Here is an 18,671-nt window from a genome sequence, read left to right as displayed (position 1 = left end):
GATGCGCGAATCGTTGGCCCGGCTCCTGGAGATGCTCGCCGATGGCCACGAACTTACCGTGCCGGAGTTCGGAGCCTTCTCCGATCTCGACCGGCCCGCAGCCGCACTCGTTCGCGAACACTGGCAGGGACTGCCCGTTGCTACACGTGCGCTGCTGCTCGAACGGGCCGGAGAACTGGCCGATGTACACCTGGATCGGAACTTCGAAGCGCTCGGCAAGCTCGCTCTCGATGACCCCGAGCCCGAGGTTCGCGAACGCGCTGTGGCGGTGTTCTGGGAGTCGCGAGATTCCTCCGTCGCCCGCCGTCTGGCCGTGCTCGCAGTGGACGACATCGGGTCAGGCGTCCGGGCCGCCGCTGCCCTGACGCTCGAGGGCTTCGTCGAGGCCGTCGAGACCGCGGAACTGGACAGCGTGACCGCGGCGGCGGTGACGTCGGCCCTTCGCACCGCCGCTGATGACCCGGTGGTCGGCGTCAGGGCCGCTGCCCTCGAAGCGGCCGGCGCGCTCACCCAGGACTGGGTCGCCGAGCGTATCCTCGATGCCTACGAAAGCGACGAGCGAGAGCTACGCGTCGCCGCCATCCGGGCGATGGGGGCGTCGGCACAGGAACGCTGGACTGAATACCTTGCCGACCAGCTCTACTCCGGGGAGGTTGAGATGCGTCTCGAAGCGGTGTTGGCGGCGGGAGCGCTCGGCTCCGAAACCCTCGTCGCTCCCCTGGGAGAGGCCCTTGCCGATGACGACCCGGAAGTCGTCCTTGCCGTCATCGAGGCTCTCGGCGAGATTGGCGGGGAAGCTGCAGTGGACCTGCTCAACGAGTTCGCACCCGATGCTCCGGAAGGCATGGAAGAGGCTCTCGAAAGCGCTCTCGGCCTTGCCGCCGATATGCAGATGTTCCGGCGTTTTGGCGAGCCCGTTGCCGACGATGAGGACGACGAATGAGCCGGAGACTCCCCATCCACGAGGCGGTTTCCGCGGGCGGCGTCGTCTGGCGCCGCGGGCCCGGCGACCGGATTGAGGTCGTCGTCTGTGGTCGCCGTGCGGACCGCATCTGGGGTCTGCCCAAGGGGACGCCTGACTCCGGCGAGGTGATCGAACAAACCGCCCTTCGCGAGGTCCAGGAGGAGACCGGCCTGGAAGTCCGGCTCGGCGAGCGGCTTGGTTCGATCGAGTACTGGTTCACCGCCGGAGGTGTCCGCTACCACAAGCAGGTCCACCACTGGATGATGGAACCCGTGGGTGGCGATGTCTCGCACCATGACCATGAGTTCGACGAGGTTCGCTGGCTCCCCGCGGCGGAGGCGTACGAGAAGCTCACCTACGAGGGCGAACGCGGCCTCATCGCCGAGGCCGCGCGCAAGCTGGGTGAACCGATCGACCTATGACCGCGCCGCCGCTCGGCCCACTTATCCTTGCCGCCGGGCCGAATGTCCGCATCCGGCTTCGTGTGCCGGCGGATGGCCCCGACGAGTTCCGCTGGCGAAGCGACCCGGAGACGGCTCGATTCGACGGCCGGGCACCGAACAAAGAGCCCCTCGAACGGTTCCTCGATGCCTTCGCCTACGAGCTTGCTTACGGCCGCAACGACCGCGAACAGTTCGCCTTGGATGCGGCCGACGGGCGCCACATCGGCACCCTCATGCTCTACAACTTCGCCGCTGGCGGTGATTCGGCGGAGCTGGGCATCTCGCTCGGCGAAGAGCAAGAACGCGGACACGGCTTCGGCCGCGAAGCGCTGATCCTCCTCTTGCGCTGGGTCTGGCACAATCGCCCGCTGCGTAGCGTTTCCCTGCACGCGCTGGAATGGAACGAGCGCGCCATCCGTGCCTTCCGGGCTGTGGGGTTTCACGAGTCGGCGCGCGTGATTCGCGATGGGCAGGTCCTCTTGCGCATGGAAGTTCGGCGCGAGTGGTGGCTCCTCTGGGAGATGGAGGGCAGGTTCAGCCTGGCCGGTGCGAAAGAACCGCACCACACCCCCGCGACTGGCTCGCAAGACCCCTGACACCGCCTGTCCACCCCGCTGTCACTCCCCGGTCCGGCGCCATGCACCGGTGCGGTCTGGGCAGACGCCCCCGAATGCCGACATTCCTTGTAGAGCAACGCACTCCGGCCCGTGTTTGGGGGTCGTGCTGCGAGAAGGTGTTATGGAGCAGACGTACCCAAGCACGTCCGGGAACCTCGCAATGCAGCAAGAGTTCGAAGAAGAGCCCCGTAACGCGCCCCGGCCGGCGCCCGCGCACCTCCGGGCTCTGCCCTCGCTCCCTGGTGCGCCAGACCATGTCCACGAACTCGGTCTGCCCGACCGATTCATCGAGGACCTCGCCCTCAAGACGCTGTACCGAATCACCGTCCCAAGTCCGGTCGGCGTCGCCAATTCGATGCGTGTAAGCCCCGGCGTCGCCCGCGAAGCGCTCGATGAACTCAGGCGTCAGCGGCTCGTTGAAACGACATCCGCATCAGGCCGCCTCGAGACCGAATGGCAGTACCGCCTCACCGAGTTGGGCATGCACGAAGCCGAAAACGCTTTCGGCCGAAGTAAGTATGTCGGCCCGGTCCCTGTCCCCATCCAGGACTACTTCCGCATCCTCGAACGTGACACGGAAATCGGAGCACCCGATCCCGTCAGGCTTGCTCGCGCATTGCAGCAGCTCGTCCTCGCACGCGACGTGGTCGCAAAGGTCTGTCTCGCGCTCACGTCCGGCCGTCCGGCGATGCTCTGGGGAGCTCCGGGAAACGGGAAGACCACGATTCTCGAACTGACGAGTGAGGCAATCCAGGGCGTGACCCTCATGCCAATGGCCGTCTACGTGAGTGGCCACATCATCCGGCTCTACGATGATCTCGTTCACCAGCTCGTCGAGGGAGACGATACCGCCGACGCTACCTCCCAGTTCGACCGCCGCTGGCTTCGGATCCGCCGTCCGTTCGTGTTTGTCGGCGGCGAACTCCGCCACGAGGACCTCGATCTCTCGTACGACCCCGCCCTCGGCTACCACCAGGCGCCGCCTCATGTGAAAGCGCACGGCGGATTGCTCGCAATCGACGACTTTGGGCGGCAGCAGGTCTCGCCCCACGCCCTCCTCAACCGTTGGATCGCGGCGCTCGAACGTGGCGAGGACACCATGGCGCTCGTGACGGGCGAACGTATCACCTTCCCGTTTCGCTCGACGATCTGTTTCAGCACCAACCTCGAACCAAAGACCATGCTTGAAGAGGCCCACCTCCGCCGGATCCCGTACAAGATCCGCATCCCTGAACCGACGCCTGAGCAGATGGCGGAGATCTTCCGCCGCTTCGCCGATGCGATGGGTGTCGAGACAACGCCACCCGGCATAGAAGTCGCCGTCGAGATGGTCCGCCGTGCGAGCAACGGCAACTTCCGGAGCTGTCACCCGCGAGACGTGCTCCAGCTCATCATCGAAGAGTCGCGCTTCGTGAAGCGTCCGGCGGTCCTCGAACCCGGCGCCGCCCGCCGCGCTTGCGAGGTCTACTTCGCCGTCGATCCGGGACCGGTTACGCGGTAGGGAATCGCTCCAGCTATCACCTTCCCGCAAGCCTTCGCCAGGATCCCGACAGCGGACCCTATGCCCTCACGACTTCGAACGAGTAGGTCTCGATGACGGGGTTGGCAAGCAGGCGGCTGCACATCTGGTCCACCTGGGAGACAGCCGTCTTTGGATCGGCCGCAGTGAGGGTCACCTGGAAGAACCGCCCCGAACGCACGCCGGTGACCGAATCAAACCCCAGTGAACCGAGCGCGCCGCCGATCGTGATGCCTTCCGGATCGTTCACTGTCGGCTTGAGTGAGACGTACACCCTGGCGAGGAAAGCGCCTGCCTTCGCGGGAGCCTTCACCTTCTCCGCCTTGCTGGCGGTCTTCTTCTTGTTGTCTTTCTTCTTGCTCATTCGGGTAGCTCCTGGCCAGTCAGCATCTTGTACGCGGTGCGGTAGCGTTCGGTCGTCGCGGCGACCACTTCGGCGGGCACGGGTGGTGGTGGGTCGCCGTCCTTCCAGCCGCTCCTCGAAAGCCAATCGCGAACTGGCTGCTTGTCAAAGCTCGGTTGCGGCCCACCCGGACGGTACTCGTTTGCCGGCCAAAATCGGCTGCTGTCAGGTGTGAGTACTTCATCGATGAGGATGACCTCTTCGTTCCAGTACCCGAACTCGAGCTTGGTGTCGGCGATGATGATTCCGCGTTCCAGGGCCACTGTGTGGGCGTAACCGTACACGGCGAGTGTCCGCAGCTTCATCGCGTTCGCGGCCTCTTCACCCACGATGGTCTCCAGTTGGTCGTAGGAGATGTTCTCGTCGTGGCCAACCTCGGGCTTTGTGCTTGGCGTGAAAATGGGCTCGGGTAACCGGTCCGACTCGCGCAGGCCCTCAGGCAGTGGGATGCCGCAGATGGCACCCGTCCGCTGGTAGTCCTTCCACCCGGAGCCGGAGATGTAACCCCGCGCGATGCACTCGGCGTTCAGGCGCTTCGCCTTCTTCACCAGCATCGAACGCCCGTAGTACTCCGGCCCGAGTTCGAAAGGCACCATGTGCTTGTTCTGCGGCCCGATGACCGCGATGAAGTGGTTCGGTACCACCTCCTTGATGCGGTCGAACCACCACGCTGAGAGCTGTGTGAGGATGCGGCCCTTCTCTGGGATGCCTGCGGGCAGCACCATGTCCGCCGCCGAAATCCGGTCGGTGGCAACGATGAGCATCTTGTCGCCGAGATCGTACGTGTCCCGCACCTTGCCCCGGTAGGTCCGCCCGGGCAGCTGCGACTCAAGGAGGACATCAGGCACGGGATTGCTCCTTCGCTGAGATGTAGAAAATCGTCGTGGCCGCCGCGAGGTAGGCCCCCGTCGGGACAGACACGAAGCCGAACAGGATGACGCCCATCGACTGGGCGACCAGCGAAGTAGTTCGGCTCGGGTCGGCACTGAACGGTGCGAGGAATGTGGCGAAGACAATTGTCCCCACCGTGAAGACCAGGATCGCAACGAGTACGCCCGTCAGCAGGACGCCGATGAACCGCAGCATTCTCCCTTTCAGCGTTCGCCAGCTGACCTTCAGGGAGCCACCCAGTCCCGTCCCGTCGAGCACGAGGGCGTGGATCGCCAGCCCCCAACGGATGATGAAGTAAAGCACGACGACGATTCCGGCAGCCGTCGCGAGCAAGAGCAGGTAGAACATCGCCCCGAGGACGAGCAGTCCCCCCATCCTCGTGAATGCGGGGTCCAATGATTCGGCCAACCTCACCGGCCGGCCCTCCAGGAGGTTCCGCACAGCGACGATCGTCGCTCCAGCGCCAACGAGACTGAACAACATCGAGACTGCCATCAGGAGCAACAGGGCGAGGATCAAGCCCGATGGCGACGAATCCAGCCGGCTGAACGATTCGAAGTCGGCGGCCGGGTAGAGGTCGTGGTACAGGTAGAAGTAGAACGCCGCCCCGAGAATGCTCAGCGGAAGCTCGATCACCGCCAGCGGGAGCATCGTCGCCTTCAGGTTCGACCGGACGAGACGAAGCGCCTGGCGCCATGTCGGCTGTGCCCTGGGTGCGCTGGGCGGAGTGACCACGAGTACCGGTGGCGCGCCCTCCGGGTTCACAGGCCCAGGCGCTCGAAAGTTGCGCCGATATTCGTCAGGTAGAAGCCGTAGTCAAAGATGCCGCGCAGATGCTCCTCCGAGATCCGGCCCGTGACTTCGGGATCTTCCAGCAGGAGGTCGAAGAACGAAGTGCGCGACTTCCATGCTTGCATCGCGTTGCGCTGGACGATGCCGTAGGCATCCTGGCGGCTGAGTCCCGTCTCGATCAGCGCAAGCAGTACCCGCTGCGAGAACACGAGGCCGTACGAGCGTTCCAGGTTTTCGCGCATGTGCTCGGGGAACACCGTTAGCCGCTCCATCACCCCGGTGAAGATCGTCAGCATGTAGTCCAGCACCAGCGTCGCATCGGGGAAGACGATCCGTTCCGTCGAAGAGTGTGAGATGTCCCGTTCGTGCCAGAGCGCAACGTTCTCCATCGAGGTCACCGCGTAGCCGCGAAGGATGCGCGCAAGCCCGGTGACGCGTTCACAGAGTTCCGGGTTGCGCTTGTGGGGCATGGCGCTGGAGCCCGTCTGGCCCTCATCGAACGGTTCTTCCGCCTCGCGCACCTCAGTCTTTTGAAGTGCGCGGATTTCCGTCGCGAACTTCTCCAGCGAGGCGCCGATAAGCGCAAGCGTCGTCACGAACTGCGCGTGGCGGTCGCGCTGGATGACCTGTGTTGAGGCGGCCTCGATCCCCAGTCCGAGGTGCTTGCAGACGATCTCCTCGAGTTCAGGGGGGCACGAAGCGTGCGTCCCCACGGTCCCGGAAATGGCGCCGACTGCCACCGCTTCACGGGCGGATTCGAGGCGCTTGCGGTTGCGCCGCATCTCGTCGACCCAGACCGCCAGCTTCAATCCGAAGGTTGTCGGTTCGGCGTGGACGCCGTGAGTGCGGCCGGTGCAGAGGGTGTCGCGATGGGCCACAGCCTGCTTCTCCAGGACCGCGGAAAGCGCATCAATGTCTTTCAGCAGGATGTCGCAGGCGTCGCGGAGCTGGAGCCCCGTCGCCGTATCCCACACATCAGAGGAGGTGAGGCCGAAATGCACGTAACGGCCTTCTTCCCCCAGCGTCTCGGCGACGGAGCGAAGGAATGCCGTCACATCGTGGTGCGTAATGCGGATGTACTCGTCGATCTTCCCGACGTCGAATCCAGCGTCCCGCCGGATCTTCGCGGCTGCTTCCTTCGGCACCTGGCCGAGCTCCGCCCAACCTTCCACAGCGGCGACTTCGACATCGAGCCATCGCTGGAACTTATTCTGGTCGCTCCAGACGGCGGCCATTTCGGGGCGCGAGTAGCGGGGGATCACGCTCACATGGTACCGGGAACGGATGCCACGGAACAGGGAACGGCTAGACTCCGACGATGGCAGAACCGTTCTATTCGCGTCCCAGCCTGCACGTGGAAATCTACGCCACGCGCTCGGCGAGCATGCCCGTCGTAGAAGGCGATATCGACTTCTACCTGGAGCTCGCCCGCAACGCGCCGGGGCCTGCGCTGGAGCTGGGTTGCGGGACTGCGCGCGTCGCCCTGCCACTGGCGCTGGAGGGCATCCATGTCACCGGGCTGGACCTGTCCCAGCCGATGCTCGATGTAGCGAAGGCAGAGGCAGCGGCAACGGGGGCCGGGACAACGCTCGCACTCGTGCATGGGGACATGTCGAACTTCAGTCTGGGACGACAGTTCGGCCTCGTGTACATCGCTTTCCGTTCGTTCATGCTGCTGACGACACCGGACCAACAGCGCGGCTGCCTCAATTGCGTCCGTGAGCACCTGGTGCCCGGCGGGATCCTCGCGATCGACATCTTCGACCCTCAACTCGATCGAATGGCCGAGGGCCCGATGCCCGATGCCTGGCGGGACCTGGGCCAGGTCCTTCACCCGGAGACGTGGAACCCCGTCCGCATCGAAGCAACCGACCGAACGGCGGACATCGTCGCGCAGGTGTTCGAAGAGACCTGGCGGTTCACGGAACTGGATGGCGATGGCGGCGCCATCCGCGTCGAAGAAGAAGTGCTCCGAATGCGGTGGACCTACCGGAACGAGATGCGGTACTTGCTCGAACTCTGCGGCTTCGAGGTCGAAGCGGAGTACTCAGACTATTTCGGAAGCCCGCCGGCGTACGGCAAGGAGCAGGTCTGGGTGGCGCGGAAGAAGTGAGCGCCGGCCCTCGGATTTACCCCTGCGACTGCTTGTCCCGGAACGCCTTGTACGCCTCGCGGATGTCCGGGTGCTTCAATGCAAGGATGGAAGCGGCGAGATATGCTGCGTTGCGGGCACCCCACGAGCCCACCGCCACGCCCGCGACAGGCACGCCGGGCGGCATCTGGAGGACGCCGTAAATCGCGTCCAGCCCCCCTGCCACTTCGCTCGAGGCGAGGGGGATGCCAATTACCGGGAGCGTGCAGTTCGCGGCGACCGCCCCGGGCAGGTGCGCCGCCCCGCCGGCCGCGCAGATCAACACCTCCAGGCCGTCGCTCTCGGCTCGCTTCGCAAACTCCCGCACCCTGTCCGGCGTGCGGTGCGCCGACATGGCACGCACGACGTACGGGACACCGAGCTCGTCGAGCACCTTCTTCGTCGGCTCCAGCAGCGGCTCATCGTTCGCGGAACCCATGAGGATTGCGACCAGGGGGTTAGCCATCAGACAGCCTCCAGGGCGATGTCGGTTCGGTAGTAGGCGTTCTCGAAAGTAATCCGGCGGGCGTTGTCGTAGGCGATGGCCCTGGCTTCCTCCATGGTGTCGCCCATCGCCACCACCGTGCAGACGCGCCCGCCGGAGGTCACGAAGCCGCCGCCCGCCGATTTCATACCAGCGTGGAAGACCAGCACATCCCGGTCTACGGCGTCCAGTCCCCTGATGGCCAGGCCCGTCTCGAACGACTCCGGGTAGCCTCGGCTCGCGATGACGATGCCGACGGACGGCCTCGACGACCATCGCACCTCCATCGACGCCAGTCCGCCGCGGGCGGCAGCGCGGGTGACCTCGTACAGGTCGCTTTTGAGCCGGGGAAGGAGCACCTGGGATTCCGGGTCTCCCTGGCGGGCGTTGTATTCGACGATCTTCGGGCCCTCGGCAGTGACCATGATCCCGGGGTACAGGGTGCCGTTGTAGGGATGGCCTTCCGCGGCCATGCCAGCTATAACCGGGTCGACGACGAGACGGCGGATGTCTTCGATCAACTCGTCGGAGATGCCGGCACTGGGGCTATACGCGCCCATCCCGCCGGTGTTCAGGCCCTCGCCGCCATCGAGCGAGCGTTTGTAATCGGTGGAGAAGGGCCAGAGCACGGCGGTCTTGCCATCGCAGAAGGCGTGACAACTGGTTTCCCAGCCCGGCATGTCCCGCTCAATGACGATGGTGTCGCTGGACGTCCCGAATTGGTGGTCGACGAGCATTTCTTTGATCGCCGAGAGGGCTTCGGATCGAGTTTCGCAGCCGACGGCACCCTTGCCCGCAGCCAGACCAGAGGCTTTCACCCAGAGCTTCCCCGGAGGGAGTGATTCGAGGTAGGTGCACGCCGCAGCATAGTCATCGAAGGCGCGTCCGTCGGCAGTGGGGATCCTGTGGCGCGACATAAAGCCCTTCGCCCAGGATTTATTGGCCTCGATACGTGCGGCCGCCGCCGACGGCCCGTAGCAGAGGATCCCTTCGGCCTGCAGGCGATCGACGAGCCCGAGCGGTTGCGGGTCGTCGCTGCAGGCGAGGTAGAAGTCGATGCGGTGCTGTTTCGCGGCGGCGACGATACCCTCGATATCAGTCGTCCTCGGCGGGAGGTTCGTCGCGATCAACCCCGTGCCGCTGTTTCCGGGCGCCACGAAGACGTGCTCCACCCTCGGGGATTGCAGCAGCTTCCAGGCGGTCGCGTGTTCCCGCCCGCCCTGGCCTACCAACAAGACTCGCGCGCCCACTAGCCGGCTACTCCCATTCGATCGTCCCCGGCGGCTTCGGTGTGATGTCGTAAACGACGCGGTTGATGCCGTGCACCTCGTTCACGATCCGGTTCGACATTCGGGCAAGAAGTTCGTGCGGGAGGCGTGCCCAGTCTGCCGTCATCGCGTCGTCCGCCACTACCGCGCGGATGGCGACGGCGTAGCCGTAAGTCCGGTAGTCGCCCTGGACTCCGACGGTCTTCGTGTCAGTGAGGACGGCGAAAGTCTGCCAGATGTCACGGTAGAGGCCGGCTTCGCGGATCTCATCCATCACGATGAGGTCTGCCCGTCGGAGGATGTCCAGCCGCTCCTTCGTAACCTCGCCGATGCACCGGATGGCGAGGCCGGGACCGGGGAACGGGTGCCGCCAGACCATCTCCTCAGGCAGTCCAAGAGCCTCGCCGATACGCCGAACTTCATCTTTGAACAGGTAGCGCAGGGGCTCCACCAGGCCGAGTTTCATGTCCGCCGGCAGCCCGCCGACGTTGTGGTGCGTCTTGATGACCTTCGCCCCCTTGCCATGGGAGCCGCTCTCGATGACGTCCGGGTAGAGCGTGCCCTGGCAAAGGAACCGCGCATCTTCGATAGCGCGCGACTCGCGTTCGAAGATGCGGACGAACGTGTTGCCGATTCGGATCCGTTTCGTCTCCGGGTTGGTCACCTCGGCAAGCTGGGTGAGGAACTGGTCTTCGGCTTCAACGTGGATGAGGTTGATCTGCATGTTGCGGCGGAAAGTCGTCACCACCTCCTCCGCTTCGCCCGATCGAAGCAGCCCGTTGTCGACAAAAATGCAGATGAGCTGGTCGCCGATCGCCTTGTGCACGAGGGCTGCCGCAACGGCGCTATCGACGCCGCCCGAAAGGCCGCAGATCACCTTGCCGTTTCCGACCTGTTTGCGGATCGCCTCCACCGTCTCGTCGATGAAGTTCCCGGATGTCCATGTGCCTTCGGAGTGACAGATGTCTCGCACGAAGTTGCGCAGCATGTCCTTCCCGCGCGGGGTGTGGACGACCTCCGGGTGGAACTGGAGGCCGTAGTAGCCGCGCGCCGGGTCGGCCATCACTGCATATGGCGAGTTGCCGGAGTGAGCGATGGAAACGAAGCCCGGCGGGAGCGCTTCCAGGCGGTCGCCGTGGCTCATCCAAACCTCGACCGAATCGGGCAGGCCTTCGAGCAGCGGTGTGGCGACTGAGCGCGTGATCGATGCCGGTCCGAACTCCCGTTCGCTGCCGGGGCCAACCTTGCCACCAAGCTGATGCGCCAGCAACTGCATTCCGTAGCAAATACCCAGGATGGGCTTGCCCGAGTCGTACACCCATTGTGGTGCGACCGGGGCGTCCTCGTCGTACACAGAAGACGGCCCGCCGGAGAGGATGTAGCCGCGGACATCGAGGCCTGCGACGCGTTCGGCCGGAGAATCCCACGGGATGAGTTCACAGTACGTGTTCAGTTCCCGCACGCGGCGGGCGATCAGCATCGAGTACTGGGCGCCAAAGTCGAGCACGACGATCGTCTCGTGGCCTCTGGCGGGGTCGTTGGCGGCTGAATTTTGTGCTTCGGCGAGGGTCTCGGTCATTGAATGCGCAATACCCATACGGCAGGGTAGCCAAATTGTAGACTCTGATCTACGAAATCGCTTTCGCCGCCGCGCGCGCGGGGGCGAGCCTCGGGAGCCAGCTTGCCGACCTTGCAACCATCAGCGGAAGCGGTGTCCGTTGCCAGCGACGCCCTCGCTCGAGGCGGACTGGTCATCGTGCCGACCGACACCGTTTACGGCATCGCCGCGGACGTTCGGGACGACGCGGCGGTGCTCGCGGTCTACGCCGCAAAGCGCCGGTCGGCGGACTTCCCCCTACAGCTGCTCTTCGGGAGAGATCCGTCATGGCTTGAGCGGCACGCGGTAGTCACGCCAGCTGCCCGGACGCTCGTCGATGCGCTGGGTCCCGGCGGATGGACCATCATCGTTCCTGCGCGGGAAGGGTGGTCCAGCCCGGCCCTCAGCGGCGGCGCCACCGTCGGCTTCCGCATGGTCCCCGTCGAAATCACGCTCGACGTGATCGACGCGTTGGGCGGCCCGGTGGCGGCATCGAGTGCCAACATTTCTGGAGGGACAAGCCCTCTGACCTGCGCGGAGGCTGTAGCCCAGGTGGGCGCGGCGTGCGCGGCGGCCATAGACAACGGACCGACGCCGCAGGGCATCGACTCGACCGTGATCGACGCGTCTGGTGCCGATGTGCGCATCCTTCGGGAAGGCGCGATAGACCGCGCTACGGTCGCCCGTATACTTGGTTTGGCCCAGATACCCGTTGCAAGGAGCATCCGCTCGTGAAGGTCGGTTTCGGCGCAGATCATGCCGGTTTCGAGTTAAAGCAACACTTGATGGAAACGGCGAAATCGCTCGGCCACGAGGCCGTGGACTACGGCACTTACTCGGCGGACAGCGTCGATTACCCTGACTTCGCCGAGCCCGTCGCCCGGGATACGGTCGCAGGCGAGGTCGACCTCGGAGTGGTCGTCTGCAGCAACGGGGTTGGCGTGAGCATCGTCGCGAACAAGGTGCCCGGCGCCCGTGCCGCGCTCTGTCACACGGGCTGGGGCGCCTCGCGCGCCCGCCAGCACACCGATGCGAATGTGCTCGCCCTCGGCGCCTGGGAGATCGGCCGCGCGATCGCGGATGAGTGCCTCATGGCGTTCCTTGCCAGCACTCCCGAAGAGGGGAACCATGCCCGCCGGCGCGACAAGCTGGCGAAGGTCGAACGTCGCGGAATCGGCGCGGCGGCGAACCCGTCATGAGCGACGGCATTGGGAAGAAGACCGTCCGCGACATCGACGTCTCGGGCAAACGTGTGCTCGTGCGCGCCGACCTCAATGTCCCGCTCGAAGGCGGCGCGATCACCGATGACACACGCATCAGGGAGTCGCTGCCAACCATCAAGTACCTCGTCGAACAGGGCGCCCGGGTAATCGTTTGCTCGCACCTTGGCCGCCCGAAAGGTGTCGATCCGGAACTCTCCCTCGCGCCGGTGGCGGGCCGGATGTCGAACCTTTTGGGTGCGGATGTGCTCTTCGCCGAAGACTGCGTCGGGCCAGTCGCGGAAGCGGCCGTCGCCGCTATGGGACACCACGTCCTCCTGCTCGAGAACTTGCGGTTCCACGCGGAAGAGGAGAAGAACCAGCCGCTCTTCGCCGAGCAGCTCGCCTCGCTGGCTGAGGTCTTCGTCAACGACGCCTTCGGCGCCGCCCACCGCGCCCACGCCTCCACTGAAGGCGTGACGCACCACCTGCCCTCGGTGGCGGGCTTCCTGATGGAGAAGGAGGTTCGCTATCTGAGCGCCCTGGTCGCGCATCCGCCGAAACCGTTCGCCGCCGTCGTCGGTGGGGCCAAGGTAAGCACGAAAATCCCCGCGATAGACCACTTGCTCCCGAAAATCGACATGCTCTTCCTTGGTGGAGGCATGGCCAACACGTTCCTGAAGGCAACCGGCATCGATGTGCAGATGTCGCTCGTCGAAGACGGACAGGTGGAAGCGGCCAAGGCCATCCTCGAACGTGCGAAGGCGGCTGGTGTCGCTGTCCACCTCCCGGTCGATGTCATCGCAGCGAGCAAATTCGCTGAGGATGCCGAGGCCCTGACCCGTCCTATCGCCGAGATCCCTCCGGGTTACATGGTGCTGGATATCGGGCCTGCCACGGTGAAGGCCTACGCCTCCGCGCTGAAGCGGGCGAAGGCGGTGGTCTGGAACGGCCCGATGGGCGTCTTCGAAATGGAGAAGTTCTCGCACGGTTCGTTCGACCTGGCCCGGGCCGTCGCCAATCTCGATGCCACGACTGTCGTCGGCGGCGGCGAAACTGCGGCCGTCGTCGCCCTTGCCGGTCTGCAATCCCGCTTCACCCATGTGTCCACAGGCGGCGGCGCCTCGCTCGAAATGCTTGAAGGGCGCGAACTCCCGGGTGTCGCCGCGCTCCTGGACGCCTGACGATGACGAATCCGGGCCATGTCCCGCTGCTCTTCAGTTTTCGCGGCATTCGCCTCCTGCAGGTAATCGTTGCCATCGGGGCCGGCGCGATCGCCATCGGTGGAGTCGTGGTCCTCAAGGCATACCTCGATGAGGGCGGGGTCCCCCTGCTCCTGATGGGCGTCCTCTTTGGAATCCTCTTCATCTGGATGTTCGGTATGGCCCTGCGCCTCCCGACTTCCTTCGTAGCCATTTCCGAGGACCGGATGCGGATCCGATACGGCGGTTTCGTCGATGCCATCGTCGAGACGCGCGATGTTGCAGGGGCACAACTCGTGACGTGGAAGTGGTGGCGAGGCCTGGGCGTACGGACCGGTTTCGGCGGCGGAGTCGCACTCGTCGCTGCCTGGGGTCCGGCGGCGGAGGTCACCCTCAAGAGCCCGATTCGCGTCTGGCTCATCCCCCGTCTCTGGCGCGTGAGCGCGACGCGCGTGGTGCTCAGCGTGAGGAATCCGCACAAGTTCGTTGAGCGCTTCGGGCCGGTGAAGGCCGAACCACAGAAGTCTGCGGCTGCATCGAAACGGAAGCGCCGCTAGGAGGGCTATCGCATGAGGAAGCCATTCGTCGCAGGCAATTGGAAGATGAACACGACGGAGGCCGAGGCCGTCGCGCTCGCCCGGGGCGTGGCCGAAGCGACCAGCGGCGCCGCCTGCGACGTTGCCGTCGGTGTGCCATTCCCCCATCTCGGAGCGGTCCGCGACGCTTTGCGAGGCACGCCCGTGGGCGTCGGCGCGCAGGACGTCCATTGGGAACCGAAGGGCGCCTTCACCGGGGAAGTGAGCGTCGCCATGCTCGAGGACTACTGCCGGTACGTCATCATCGGCCATAGCGAGCGCCGCCAATTCTTCGGCGAAACCGACGACTCGGTGAACCGGAAGCTCGCCGCTGTCCTCGCTTCGAAGCTCGACCCCATCGTCTGTGTCGGCGAGCTCCTGGAGGAACGCCGGGGGGGTCTCACGGAGAAGGTGCTCTACCGCCAACTCCGTGCGGGGCTCACCGGGCTCACGCTCTCCGAGCGCGTCACGATTGCCTATGAGCCGGTCTGGGCCATCGGCACCGGCGAAACCGCCACGCCGGAAGTCGCGCAGCAAGCATGCGCCTACATCCGCGGTGTGCTCCGCGAGATTGCACCGGCCGCTGCGGACGCCATGCGTATCCAGTACGGTGGCAGTGTGAATGCCGAAAACGCCCTGTCGCTGCTCTCCCTTCCCGATATTGATGGCGCTCTTGTGGGCGGCGCTTCGTTGAAGGCTGATCAGTTCGGGGCGATTTGCGCCTCGGCGAGAGCCTGAGGTGCTGCGCCGTCTCGTGGCTATCGTCGGCGCGACGGGCGCGGGAAAGTCCGCCATCGCGCTCGATCTGGCCCAACGCCTCGGCGGCGAAATCGTCAACGCCGACAGCCGCCAGGTCTACCGGGGAATGGATGTCGGCACAGCGAAACCGTCCGTGGAGGATCGCCGGCGGGTGCGCCACCACCTCTACGACGTCGCCGATCCCAACGATGGATACAACCTCGCGCTCTACCAGCAGCAGGCCAGGGAGACGCTGGAGGCGATCTGGGCACACGGCGCCTTCGCCTGGCTCGTCGGCGGCACGGGACAGTACGTCTGGGGGCTGCTCGAAGCCTGGCAGGTGCCGGACGTCGAGCCTGACGAAGAGCTCCGGGCAAGGCTGGCTGCTTTCGCCGCCCTTGAAGGTCACGACGCGCTCCATCGTCGGCTCGCAGAAGTGGACCCGGACACGGCCGACAGGATCGACGGACGCAACGTGCGGCGCGTCATCCGCGCGTTGGAAGTGTTCGAAAAAAGCGGCCGGACCATGAGCGAGTGGCAGAAGAAGAAGGACCCGGACTTCGAATTCCTCCTCTTTGGCGTCGACGTGCCGCGGAATGTGCTCTATCCCCGTGTCGACAAACGAGTCGAGGCAATGTTTGAAGGCGGGCTCATCGAAGAAGTGCAGGGCTTGCTGGCTGCCGGCGTGCCGGCCGATTGTCCGGCGATGTCGTCCATTGGTTACGGCGAGACCGTGCGCTATCTCGAAGGCCAGGAGACCCTCGACGAGGCGAAGGAACGCACGAAGATAGCGACCCACCGGCTCATCCGTGCCCAGGACCAATGGTTCCGCCGCGATGACCGGCGTATCACCTGGGTCCGCGACGCCGACGGCATCGACCTGCAGGCCAACATCTTCACCGGCGCCTGTACCAATGCGATCCGGGGCGAGGGCAGGCCCTAATTGAGACCAGGTACCATTGAACGGGGCGACCGGTCGCGGATACACTCTTCCCATGCGCGTTACCAAGATGCACGGCGCCGGAAACGACTACGTCTACACGCTTCCTCGCCACGACCGCGATGATTGGGATGAGGTCGCCCGAAAGATTAGCGACCGGCACTTCGGCATCGGCTCAGACGGTCTCATCCTTGGCCTGAAGTCGGACAAGGCGGACATGCGGATGCGCATGTTCAATGCCGATGGGTCCGAAGCCGAGATGTGCGGCAACGGTATCCGCTGCCTCGCGAAGTTCGCCGTCGAAGAGGGGTTCCTGCCGCGCGATGCCGAGACCGTTTCGGTTGAGACCCTCGGCGGCATCAAGGTCCTGCAACTCTTCCGTGAAGGCGGCGAGATTACCTCCGCCCGCGTCGATATGGGCCCGCCGAACTTTTCGCCGGCCTCCCTGCCCGCGAGCGTGGAGGGCAGTGGCCCCATCGTCGACCTCCCGATCGTCGTCGATGGGATGGACCTGAAGCTCACGCTCGTGAGCATGGGCAACCCGCACGCGATTCATTACATCGACTATGACCCGGCCGCTTTCCCGCTGGAACGCGTCGGACCGCTGGTGGAGAACCACCACCTTTTCCCACGCCGGACGAACTTCCAGGTAGTCCAGGTGCTCGGCAAGGGAGAGGTGAAGCACCGGGTCTGGGAACGCGGAACTGGTATCACCCTGGCTTCCGGGACGAGCGCGAGTGCCGTCTGCGCCGCATCGCGGATGCGTGGCTTCACCGGGGACCGCGTCATCGACCACATGCCCGGCGGCGACCTTGTCCTCGAATGGGATGGCGAAGGCTCAGTATTCATGACTGGCCCCGCTGTCCGAGTCTTCGATACGGACTGGCCAGGTTAAGCCGAGGCTGGCACCCCTGATCTCGGTTTCCCGGATCTTCTCTCGTGATCGCTCTGGAACGACCTTGCGCCGTGCGAGAATGATCCCGGGAGGCGCTCCATGAAGCTGTCCGCAGTTCTTGCCGCCAAGGGCAACCGGGTCTTCACGATCGGCCCCGGTTCCTCGATTCGAGACGCAATTGACACGCTTGCCGGGAACAATATCGGCGCGCTGGTGGTGCTTGGCCGCGCCGGGGAGCCGGTTGGGCTGCTGTCAGAACGCGACATAATCCGTGCGATGGCCAGCAGCCCCGGGGCGATTCAGCAGACGGTGGCGGACCTGATGACCTCCCCGGTCCTGACGGCCGCGCCCGACGACGACGCGGACAGCGTCCTGCGCACGATGACGAGCCGCCGCTTCCGCCACATGCCCGTCGTTGAAGGCGACTCGCTCGTCGGGATGGTAACAATCGGCGACCTCGTAAAGGCCCAGCTCACCGAGTTCCGCGGCACGGTCGAATCGCTCGAAACACGGTTGTTGGAATCCTGATGGCGGCATCTGCACTCGCAGGCACCCCTGAAAACCCGCTTCGTGTCGCAATCGTCGGAGCAGGGCCGGCCGGGTTCTACGCCGCCGACCATCTCCTGAAGCAAGAAGACGTTGTCGTTTCCGTCGACATGTTCGACCGGTTGCTCTCCCCATACGGGCTCGTCCGCCATGGCGTCGCCCCGGATCACCTCAAGATCAAGACCGTCACGAAGGGCTTCTCCCAGACGGCGATGCACCCGCGCTTCCGCTTCTTCGGCAACGTCGACTTCGGCCGCGACCTGACGATCGATGACCTCAAGGGGCTCTACCACCAGGCGGTCTTCTGCACCGGCGCCCAAACGGACCGCCGCATGGGCATACCAGGCGAGGACCTCGAAGGCAGCCATCCGGCTACCTCCTTCGTCGCCTGGTACAACGGGCACCCCGACTACCGCGATTGCCGGTTCGACCTCTCGCAGGAGAGTGTCGCGATCGTCGGAGTTGGCAACGTGGCGATCGACGTTGCGCGGATTCTCTGCCTTTCACCGGAGGAGCTCCGAGCGACGGATATGCCCGACTACGCCGTGAAAGCGCTCAGTAAAAGCCGGGTCCGCGACGTGTACCTTCTCGGCCGCCGGGGTCCGGCCCAGGCCGCCTTCACGAACCCGGAGTTGAAGGAACTCGGTGAACTGGCCGATGCCGACGTCGACATCCCCCACTCGGAAGCAGAACTGGATCCTCTCAGCCGCGAGGAACTTGAGGCCAGCGGCGACCGTATGCTCGCCCGCAAGGTCGAGATGATTCGCGAATACGCGTCGCGGCCGCCCGGCGGAAAGCCTCGACGGCTGCACCTTCGGTTTCTGGTCTCGCCGGTTGAGCTGCAAGATACCGGCCAGGGGCGCGTCGGTGGTCTTCGCCTGGTCCACAACGTCCTCGTAAGGACGGCATCCGGCGCGCTGTCGGCTGAAGCCACGGGAGAATCCGAGACCATCCCGGCCGGTCTCGTCTTTCGCTCGGTCGGTTATCGCGGCGTCTCGCTCGCCGGGGTGCCATTCAACGAACGTTGGGGAGTGATTGCAAATGCCGGCGGCCGCGTGCTCGACGCGGAGAGCGAATCGCCAGTTGTCGGTGAATACGCAGCTGGCTGGATAAAGCGCGGTCCCTCCGGGGTCATCGGTACGAACAAGCCGGACGCATTGGAGACGGTGACGGCGATGCTCGAAGACGCGCGCGCCGGCCTGACATGGCAGCCCTCGTCCGCCTCGCCCGAGGCAGTCACGTCGGTGTTTGCGGACCGCTGCGTGGATTTCACCACGTTCCAGGACTGGTGCGCGATCGATGCCCTCGAGTTGGCGGAGGGGGAACGGTGTGGCCGCCCGCGCGTGAAGTGTGGCTCGCGCGATGAGATGTGGCGGGCGCTCGGGCGGGTGGATGGCCGTGCCGCGCGTTGATGGTAGGATCGGTGGCGTGCAACCGGCGCGCGATTGACGCGGCAGGCACCACCCG

Annotated in this window: 21 protein-coding genes; 14 read left to right on the top strand and 7 right to left on the bottom strand. The window is 65.1% G+C overall.

Features of this window, described 5'->3' with window-relative positions:
- Position 1 precedes the first annotated feature (1 nt).
- The 4 genes from IPG14_RS00895 (at position 2) to IPG14_RS00880 (ending at position 3,525) form a co-directional block, all read left to right on the top strand.
- Positions 2-943 carry a HEAT repeat domain-containing protein gene (locus tag IPG14_RS00895; protein ID WP_343390615.1) on the top strand — a complete coding sequence of 314 codons (942 nt, stop codon included), beginning with the start codon at positions 2-4 and terminating at the stop codon, positions 941-943.
- Positions 940-1,386 (top strand): NUDIX hydrolase, encoded by a 447-nt coding sequence (locus IPG14_RS00890; protein WP_343384650.1) that lies wholly within the window; start codon positions 940-942, stop codon positions 1,384-1,386. Before IPG14_RS00895 ends, IPG14_RS00890 begins: the two co-directional genes overlap by 4 nt.
- On the top strand, positions 1,383-2,003 hold the full coding sequence (locus tag IPG14_RS00885; protein WP_343389764.1) for a GNAT family N-acetyltransferase: 621 nt from the start codon (positions 1,383-1,385) through the stop codon (positions 2,001-2,003). Before IPG14_RS00890 ends, IPG14_RS00885 begins: the two co-directional genes overlap by 4 nt.
- 142 nt (positions 2,004-2,145) lie before the next feature.
- Positions 2,146-3,525 (top strand): hypothetical protein, encoded by a 1,380-nt coding sequence (locus tag IPG14_RS00880; protein WP_343384648.1) that lies wholly within the window; start codon positions 2,146-2,148, stop codon positions 3,523-3,525.
- Between the two features lie 58 nt (positions 3,526-3,583).
- Here the strand turns inward: IPG14_RS00880 and purS are convergent, their stop codons facing one another.
- From purS to purB, 4 genes are read right to left on the bottom strand one after another with little or no spacing between them, the layout of a single operon-like run.
- On the bottom strand, positions 3,584-3,907 hold the full coding sequence (purS, locus tag IPG14_RS00875) for a phosphoribosylformylglycinamidine synthase subunit PurS (protein WP_343384647.1): 324 nt from the start codon (positions 3,905-3,907) through the stop codon (positions 3,584-3,586).
- On the bottom strand, positions 3,904-4,794 hold the full coding sequence (locus tag IPG14_RS00870; RefSeq protein WP_343384646.1) for a phosphoribosylaminoimidazolesuccinocarboxamide synthase: 891 nt from the start codon (positions 4,792-4,794) through the stop codon (positions 3,904-3,906). The genes purS and IPG14_RS00870 overlap by 4 nt, the downstream gene beginning before the upstream one ends.
- Entirely contained in the window at positions 4,787-5,602 is an 816-nt protein-coding gene (locus IPG14_RS00865) for a glycerophosphoryl diester phosphodiesterase membrane domain-containing protein (protein ID WP_343384645.1), read from the bottom strand. Before IPG14_RS00865 ends, IPG14_RS00870 begins: the two co-directional genes overlap by 8 nt.
- Complete coding sequence (gene purB, locus IPG14_RS00860) at positions 5,599-6,891, bottom strand: adenylosuccinate lyase (protein WP_343384644.1); 1,293 nt, start codon at positions 6,889-6,891, stop codon at positions 5,599-5,601. Before purB ends, IPG14_RS00865 begins: the two co-directional genes overlap by 4 nt.
- Before the next feature lie 56 nt (positions 6,892-6,947).
- Here purB and IPG14_RS00855 point away from each other — a divergent pair, with 56 nt between their 5' ends.
- Positions 6,948-7,742 carry a class I SAM-dependent methyltransferase gene (locus IPG14_RS00855; protein ID WP_343390614.1) on the top strand — a complete coding sequence of 265 codons (795 nt, stop codon included), beginning with the start codon at positions 6,948-6,950 and terminating at the stop codon, positions 7,740-7,742.
- A gap of 16 nt (positions 7,743-7,758) precedes the next feature.
- On the opposite strand, the gene purE is transcribed toward IPG14_RS00855, so the two are convergent.
- From purE to guaA, 3 genes are read right to left on the bottom strand one after another with little or no spacing between them, the layout of a single operon-like run.
- Complete coding sequence (gene purE / locus IPG14_RS00850; RefSeq protein ID WP_343384642.1) at positions 7,759-8,226, bottom strand: 5-(carboxyamino)imidazole ribonucleotide mutase; 468 nt, start codon at positions 8,224-8,226, stop codon at positions 7,759-7,761.
- Positions 8,226-9,494, bottom strand: coding sequence for a phosphoribosylamine--glycine ligase (gene purD / locus IPG14_RS00845; protein ID WP_343390613.1), 1,269 nt, complete (start codon positions 9,492-9,494; stop codon positions 8,226-8,228). Before purD ends, purE begins: the two co-directional genes overlap by 1 nt.
- A gap of 7 nt (positions 9,495-9,501) precedes the next feature.
- Complete coding sequence (gene guaA, locus IPG14_RS00840) at positions 9,502-11,091, bottom strand: glutamine-hydrolyzing GMP synthase (protein WP_343390612.1); 1,590 nt, start codon at positions 11,089-11,091, stop codon at positions 9,502-9,504.
- A 111-nt stretch (positions 11,092-11,202) separates the two neighbouring features.
- Between guaA and IPG14_RS00835 the strand changes: the two genes are divergently transcribed.
- The 9 genes from IPG14_RS00835 to IPG14_RS00795 all read left to right on the top strand — a co-directional run bounded on the left by IPG14_RS00835 (position 11,203) and on the right by IPG14_RS00795 (position 18,616).
- Positions 11,203-11,844, top strand: a complete 642-nt coding sequence (locus IPG14_RS00835) for an L-threonylcarbamoyladenylate synthase (protein WP_343390611.1) — start codon at positions 11,203-11,205, stop codon at positions 11,842-11,844.
- Positions 11,841-12,308 (top strand): RpiB/LacA/LacB family sugar-phosphate isomerase, encoded by a 468-nt coding sequence (locus tag IPG14_RS00830; RefSeq protein WP_343384638.1) that lies wholly within the window; start codon positions 11,841-11,843, stop codon positions 12,306-12,308. Before IPG14_RS00835 ends, IPG14_RS00830 begins: the two co-directional genes overlap by 4 nt.
- 8 nt (positions 12,309-12,316) lie before the next feature.
- A complete protein-coding gene (locus IPG14_RS00825) occupies positions 12,317-13,492 on the top strand; it encodes a phosphoglycerate kinase (RefSeq protein WP_343391039.1) in 1,176 nt (391 codons plus the stop codon).
- Between the two features lie 2 nt (positions 13,493-13,494).
- Positions 13,495-14,067, top strand: coding sequence for a hypothetical protein (locus IPG14_RS00820; RefSeq protein WP_343384637.1), 573 nt, complete (start codon positions 13,495-13,497; stop codon positions 14,065-14,067).
- Between the two features lie 12 nt (positions 14,068-14,079).
- Positions 14,080-14,823: a triose-phosphate isomerase gene (gene tpiA, locus IPG14_RS00815; protein ID WP_343390610.1), complete on the top strand. Its 744-nt coding sequence runs from the start codon at positions 14,080-14,082 to the stop codon at positions 14,821-14,823.
- Between the two features lies 1 nt (position 14,824).
- Positions 14,825-15,766 (top strand): tRNA (adenosine(37)-N6)-dimethylallyltransferase MiaA, encoded by a 942-nt coding sequence (miaA, locus tag IPG14_RS00810; RefSeq protein WP_343390609.1) that lies wholly within the window; start codon positions 14,825-14,827, stop codon positions 15,764-15,766.
- Positions 15,767-15,818: 52 nt separating this feature from the next.
- Complete coding sequence (gene dapF / locus IPG14_RS00805) at positions 15,819-16,658, top strand: diaminopimelate epimerase (RefSeq protein WP_343390608.1); 840 nt, start codon at positions 15,819-15,821, stop codon at positions 16,656-16,658.
- A gap of 99 nt (positions 16,659-16,757) precedes the next feature.
- Positions 16,758-17,186: a CBS domain-containing protein gene (locus tag IPG14_RS00800; RefSeq protein ID WP_343384633.1), complete on the top strand. Its 429-nt coding sequence runs from the start codon at positions 16,758-16,760 to the stop codon at positions 17,184-17,186.
- Positions 17,186-18,616, top strand: coding sequence for an FAD-dependent oxidoreductase (locus tag IPG14_RS00795; RefSeq protein WP_343390607.1), 1,431 nt, complete (start codon positions 17,186-17,188; stop codon positions 18,614-18,616). The genes IPG14_RS00800 and IPG14_RS00795 overlap by 1 nt, the downstream gene beginning before the upstream one ends.
- The last annotated feature ends 55 nt before the right edge of the window (positions 18,617-18,671 follow it).

Source organism: Candidatus Amarobacter glycogenicus (assembly GCF_016704105.1).
Classification (GTDB): domain Bacteria; phylum Chloroflexota; class Dehalococcoidia; order Tepidiformales; family Tepidiformaceae; genus Amarobacter; species Amarobacter glycogenicus.
Note: the sequence above shows the minus strand (reverse complement) of the source record. Positions and strands in the feature narration are given on the sequence as shown.

Coding starts and splice junctions, on each gene's coding strand:
- IPG14_RS00880 (WP_343384648.1), top strand. CDS start 2,146: ATGGAGCAGACGTACCCAAGCACGTCCGGGAACCTCGCAATGCAGCAA.
- IPG14_RS00895 (WP_343390615.1), top strand. CDS start 2: ATGCGCGAATCGTTGGCCCGGCTCCTGGAGATGCTCGCCGATGGCCAC.
- IPG14_RS00855 (WP_343390614.1), top strand. CDS start 6,948: ATGGCAGAACCGTTCTATTCGCGTCCCAGCCTGCACGTGGAAATCTAC.
- purE (WP_343384642.1), bottom strand. CDS start 8,226: ATGGCTAACCCCCTGGTCGCAATCCTCATGGGTTCCGCGAACGATGAG.
- tpiA (WP_343390610.1), top strand. CDS start 14,080: ATGAGGAAGCCATTCGTCGCAGGCAATTGGAAGATGAACACGACGGAG.
- guaA (WP_343390612.1), bottom strand. CDS start 11,091: ATGACCGAGACCCTCGCCGAAGCACAAAATTCAGCCGCCAACGACCCC.
- dapF (WP_343390608.1), top strand. CDS start 15,819: ATGCGCGTTACCAAGATGCACGGCGCCGGAAACGACTACGTCTACACG.
- purS (WP_343384647.1), bottom strand. CDS start 3,907: ATGAGCAAGAAGAAAGACAACAAGAAGAAGACCGCCAGCAAGGCGGAG.
- IPG14_RS00890 (WP_343384650.1), top strand. CDS start 940: ATGAGCCGGAGACTCCCCATCCACGAGGCGGTTTCCGCGGGCGGCGTC.
- IPG14_RS00795 (WP_343390607.1), top strand. CDS start 17,186: ATGGCGGCATCTGCACTCGCAGGCACCCCTGAAAACCCGCTTCGTGTC.
- IPG14_RS00820 (WP_343384637.1), top strand. CDS start 13,495: ATGACGAATCCGGGCCATGTCCCGCTGCTCTTCAGTTTTCGCGGCATT.
- IPG14_RS00800 (WP_343384633.1), top strand. CDS start 16,758: ATGAAGCTGTCCGCAGTTCTTGCCGCCAAGGGCAACCGGGTCTTCACG.
- IPG14_RS00885 (WP_343389764.1), top strand. CDS start 1,383: ATGACCGCGCCGCCGCTCGGCCCACTTATCCTTGCCGCCGGGCCGAAT.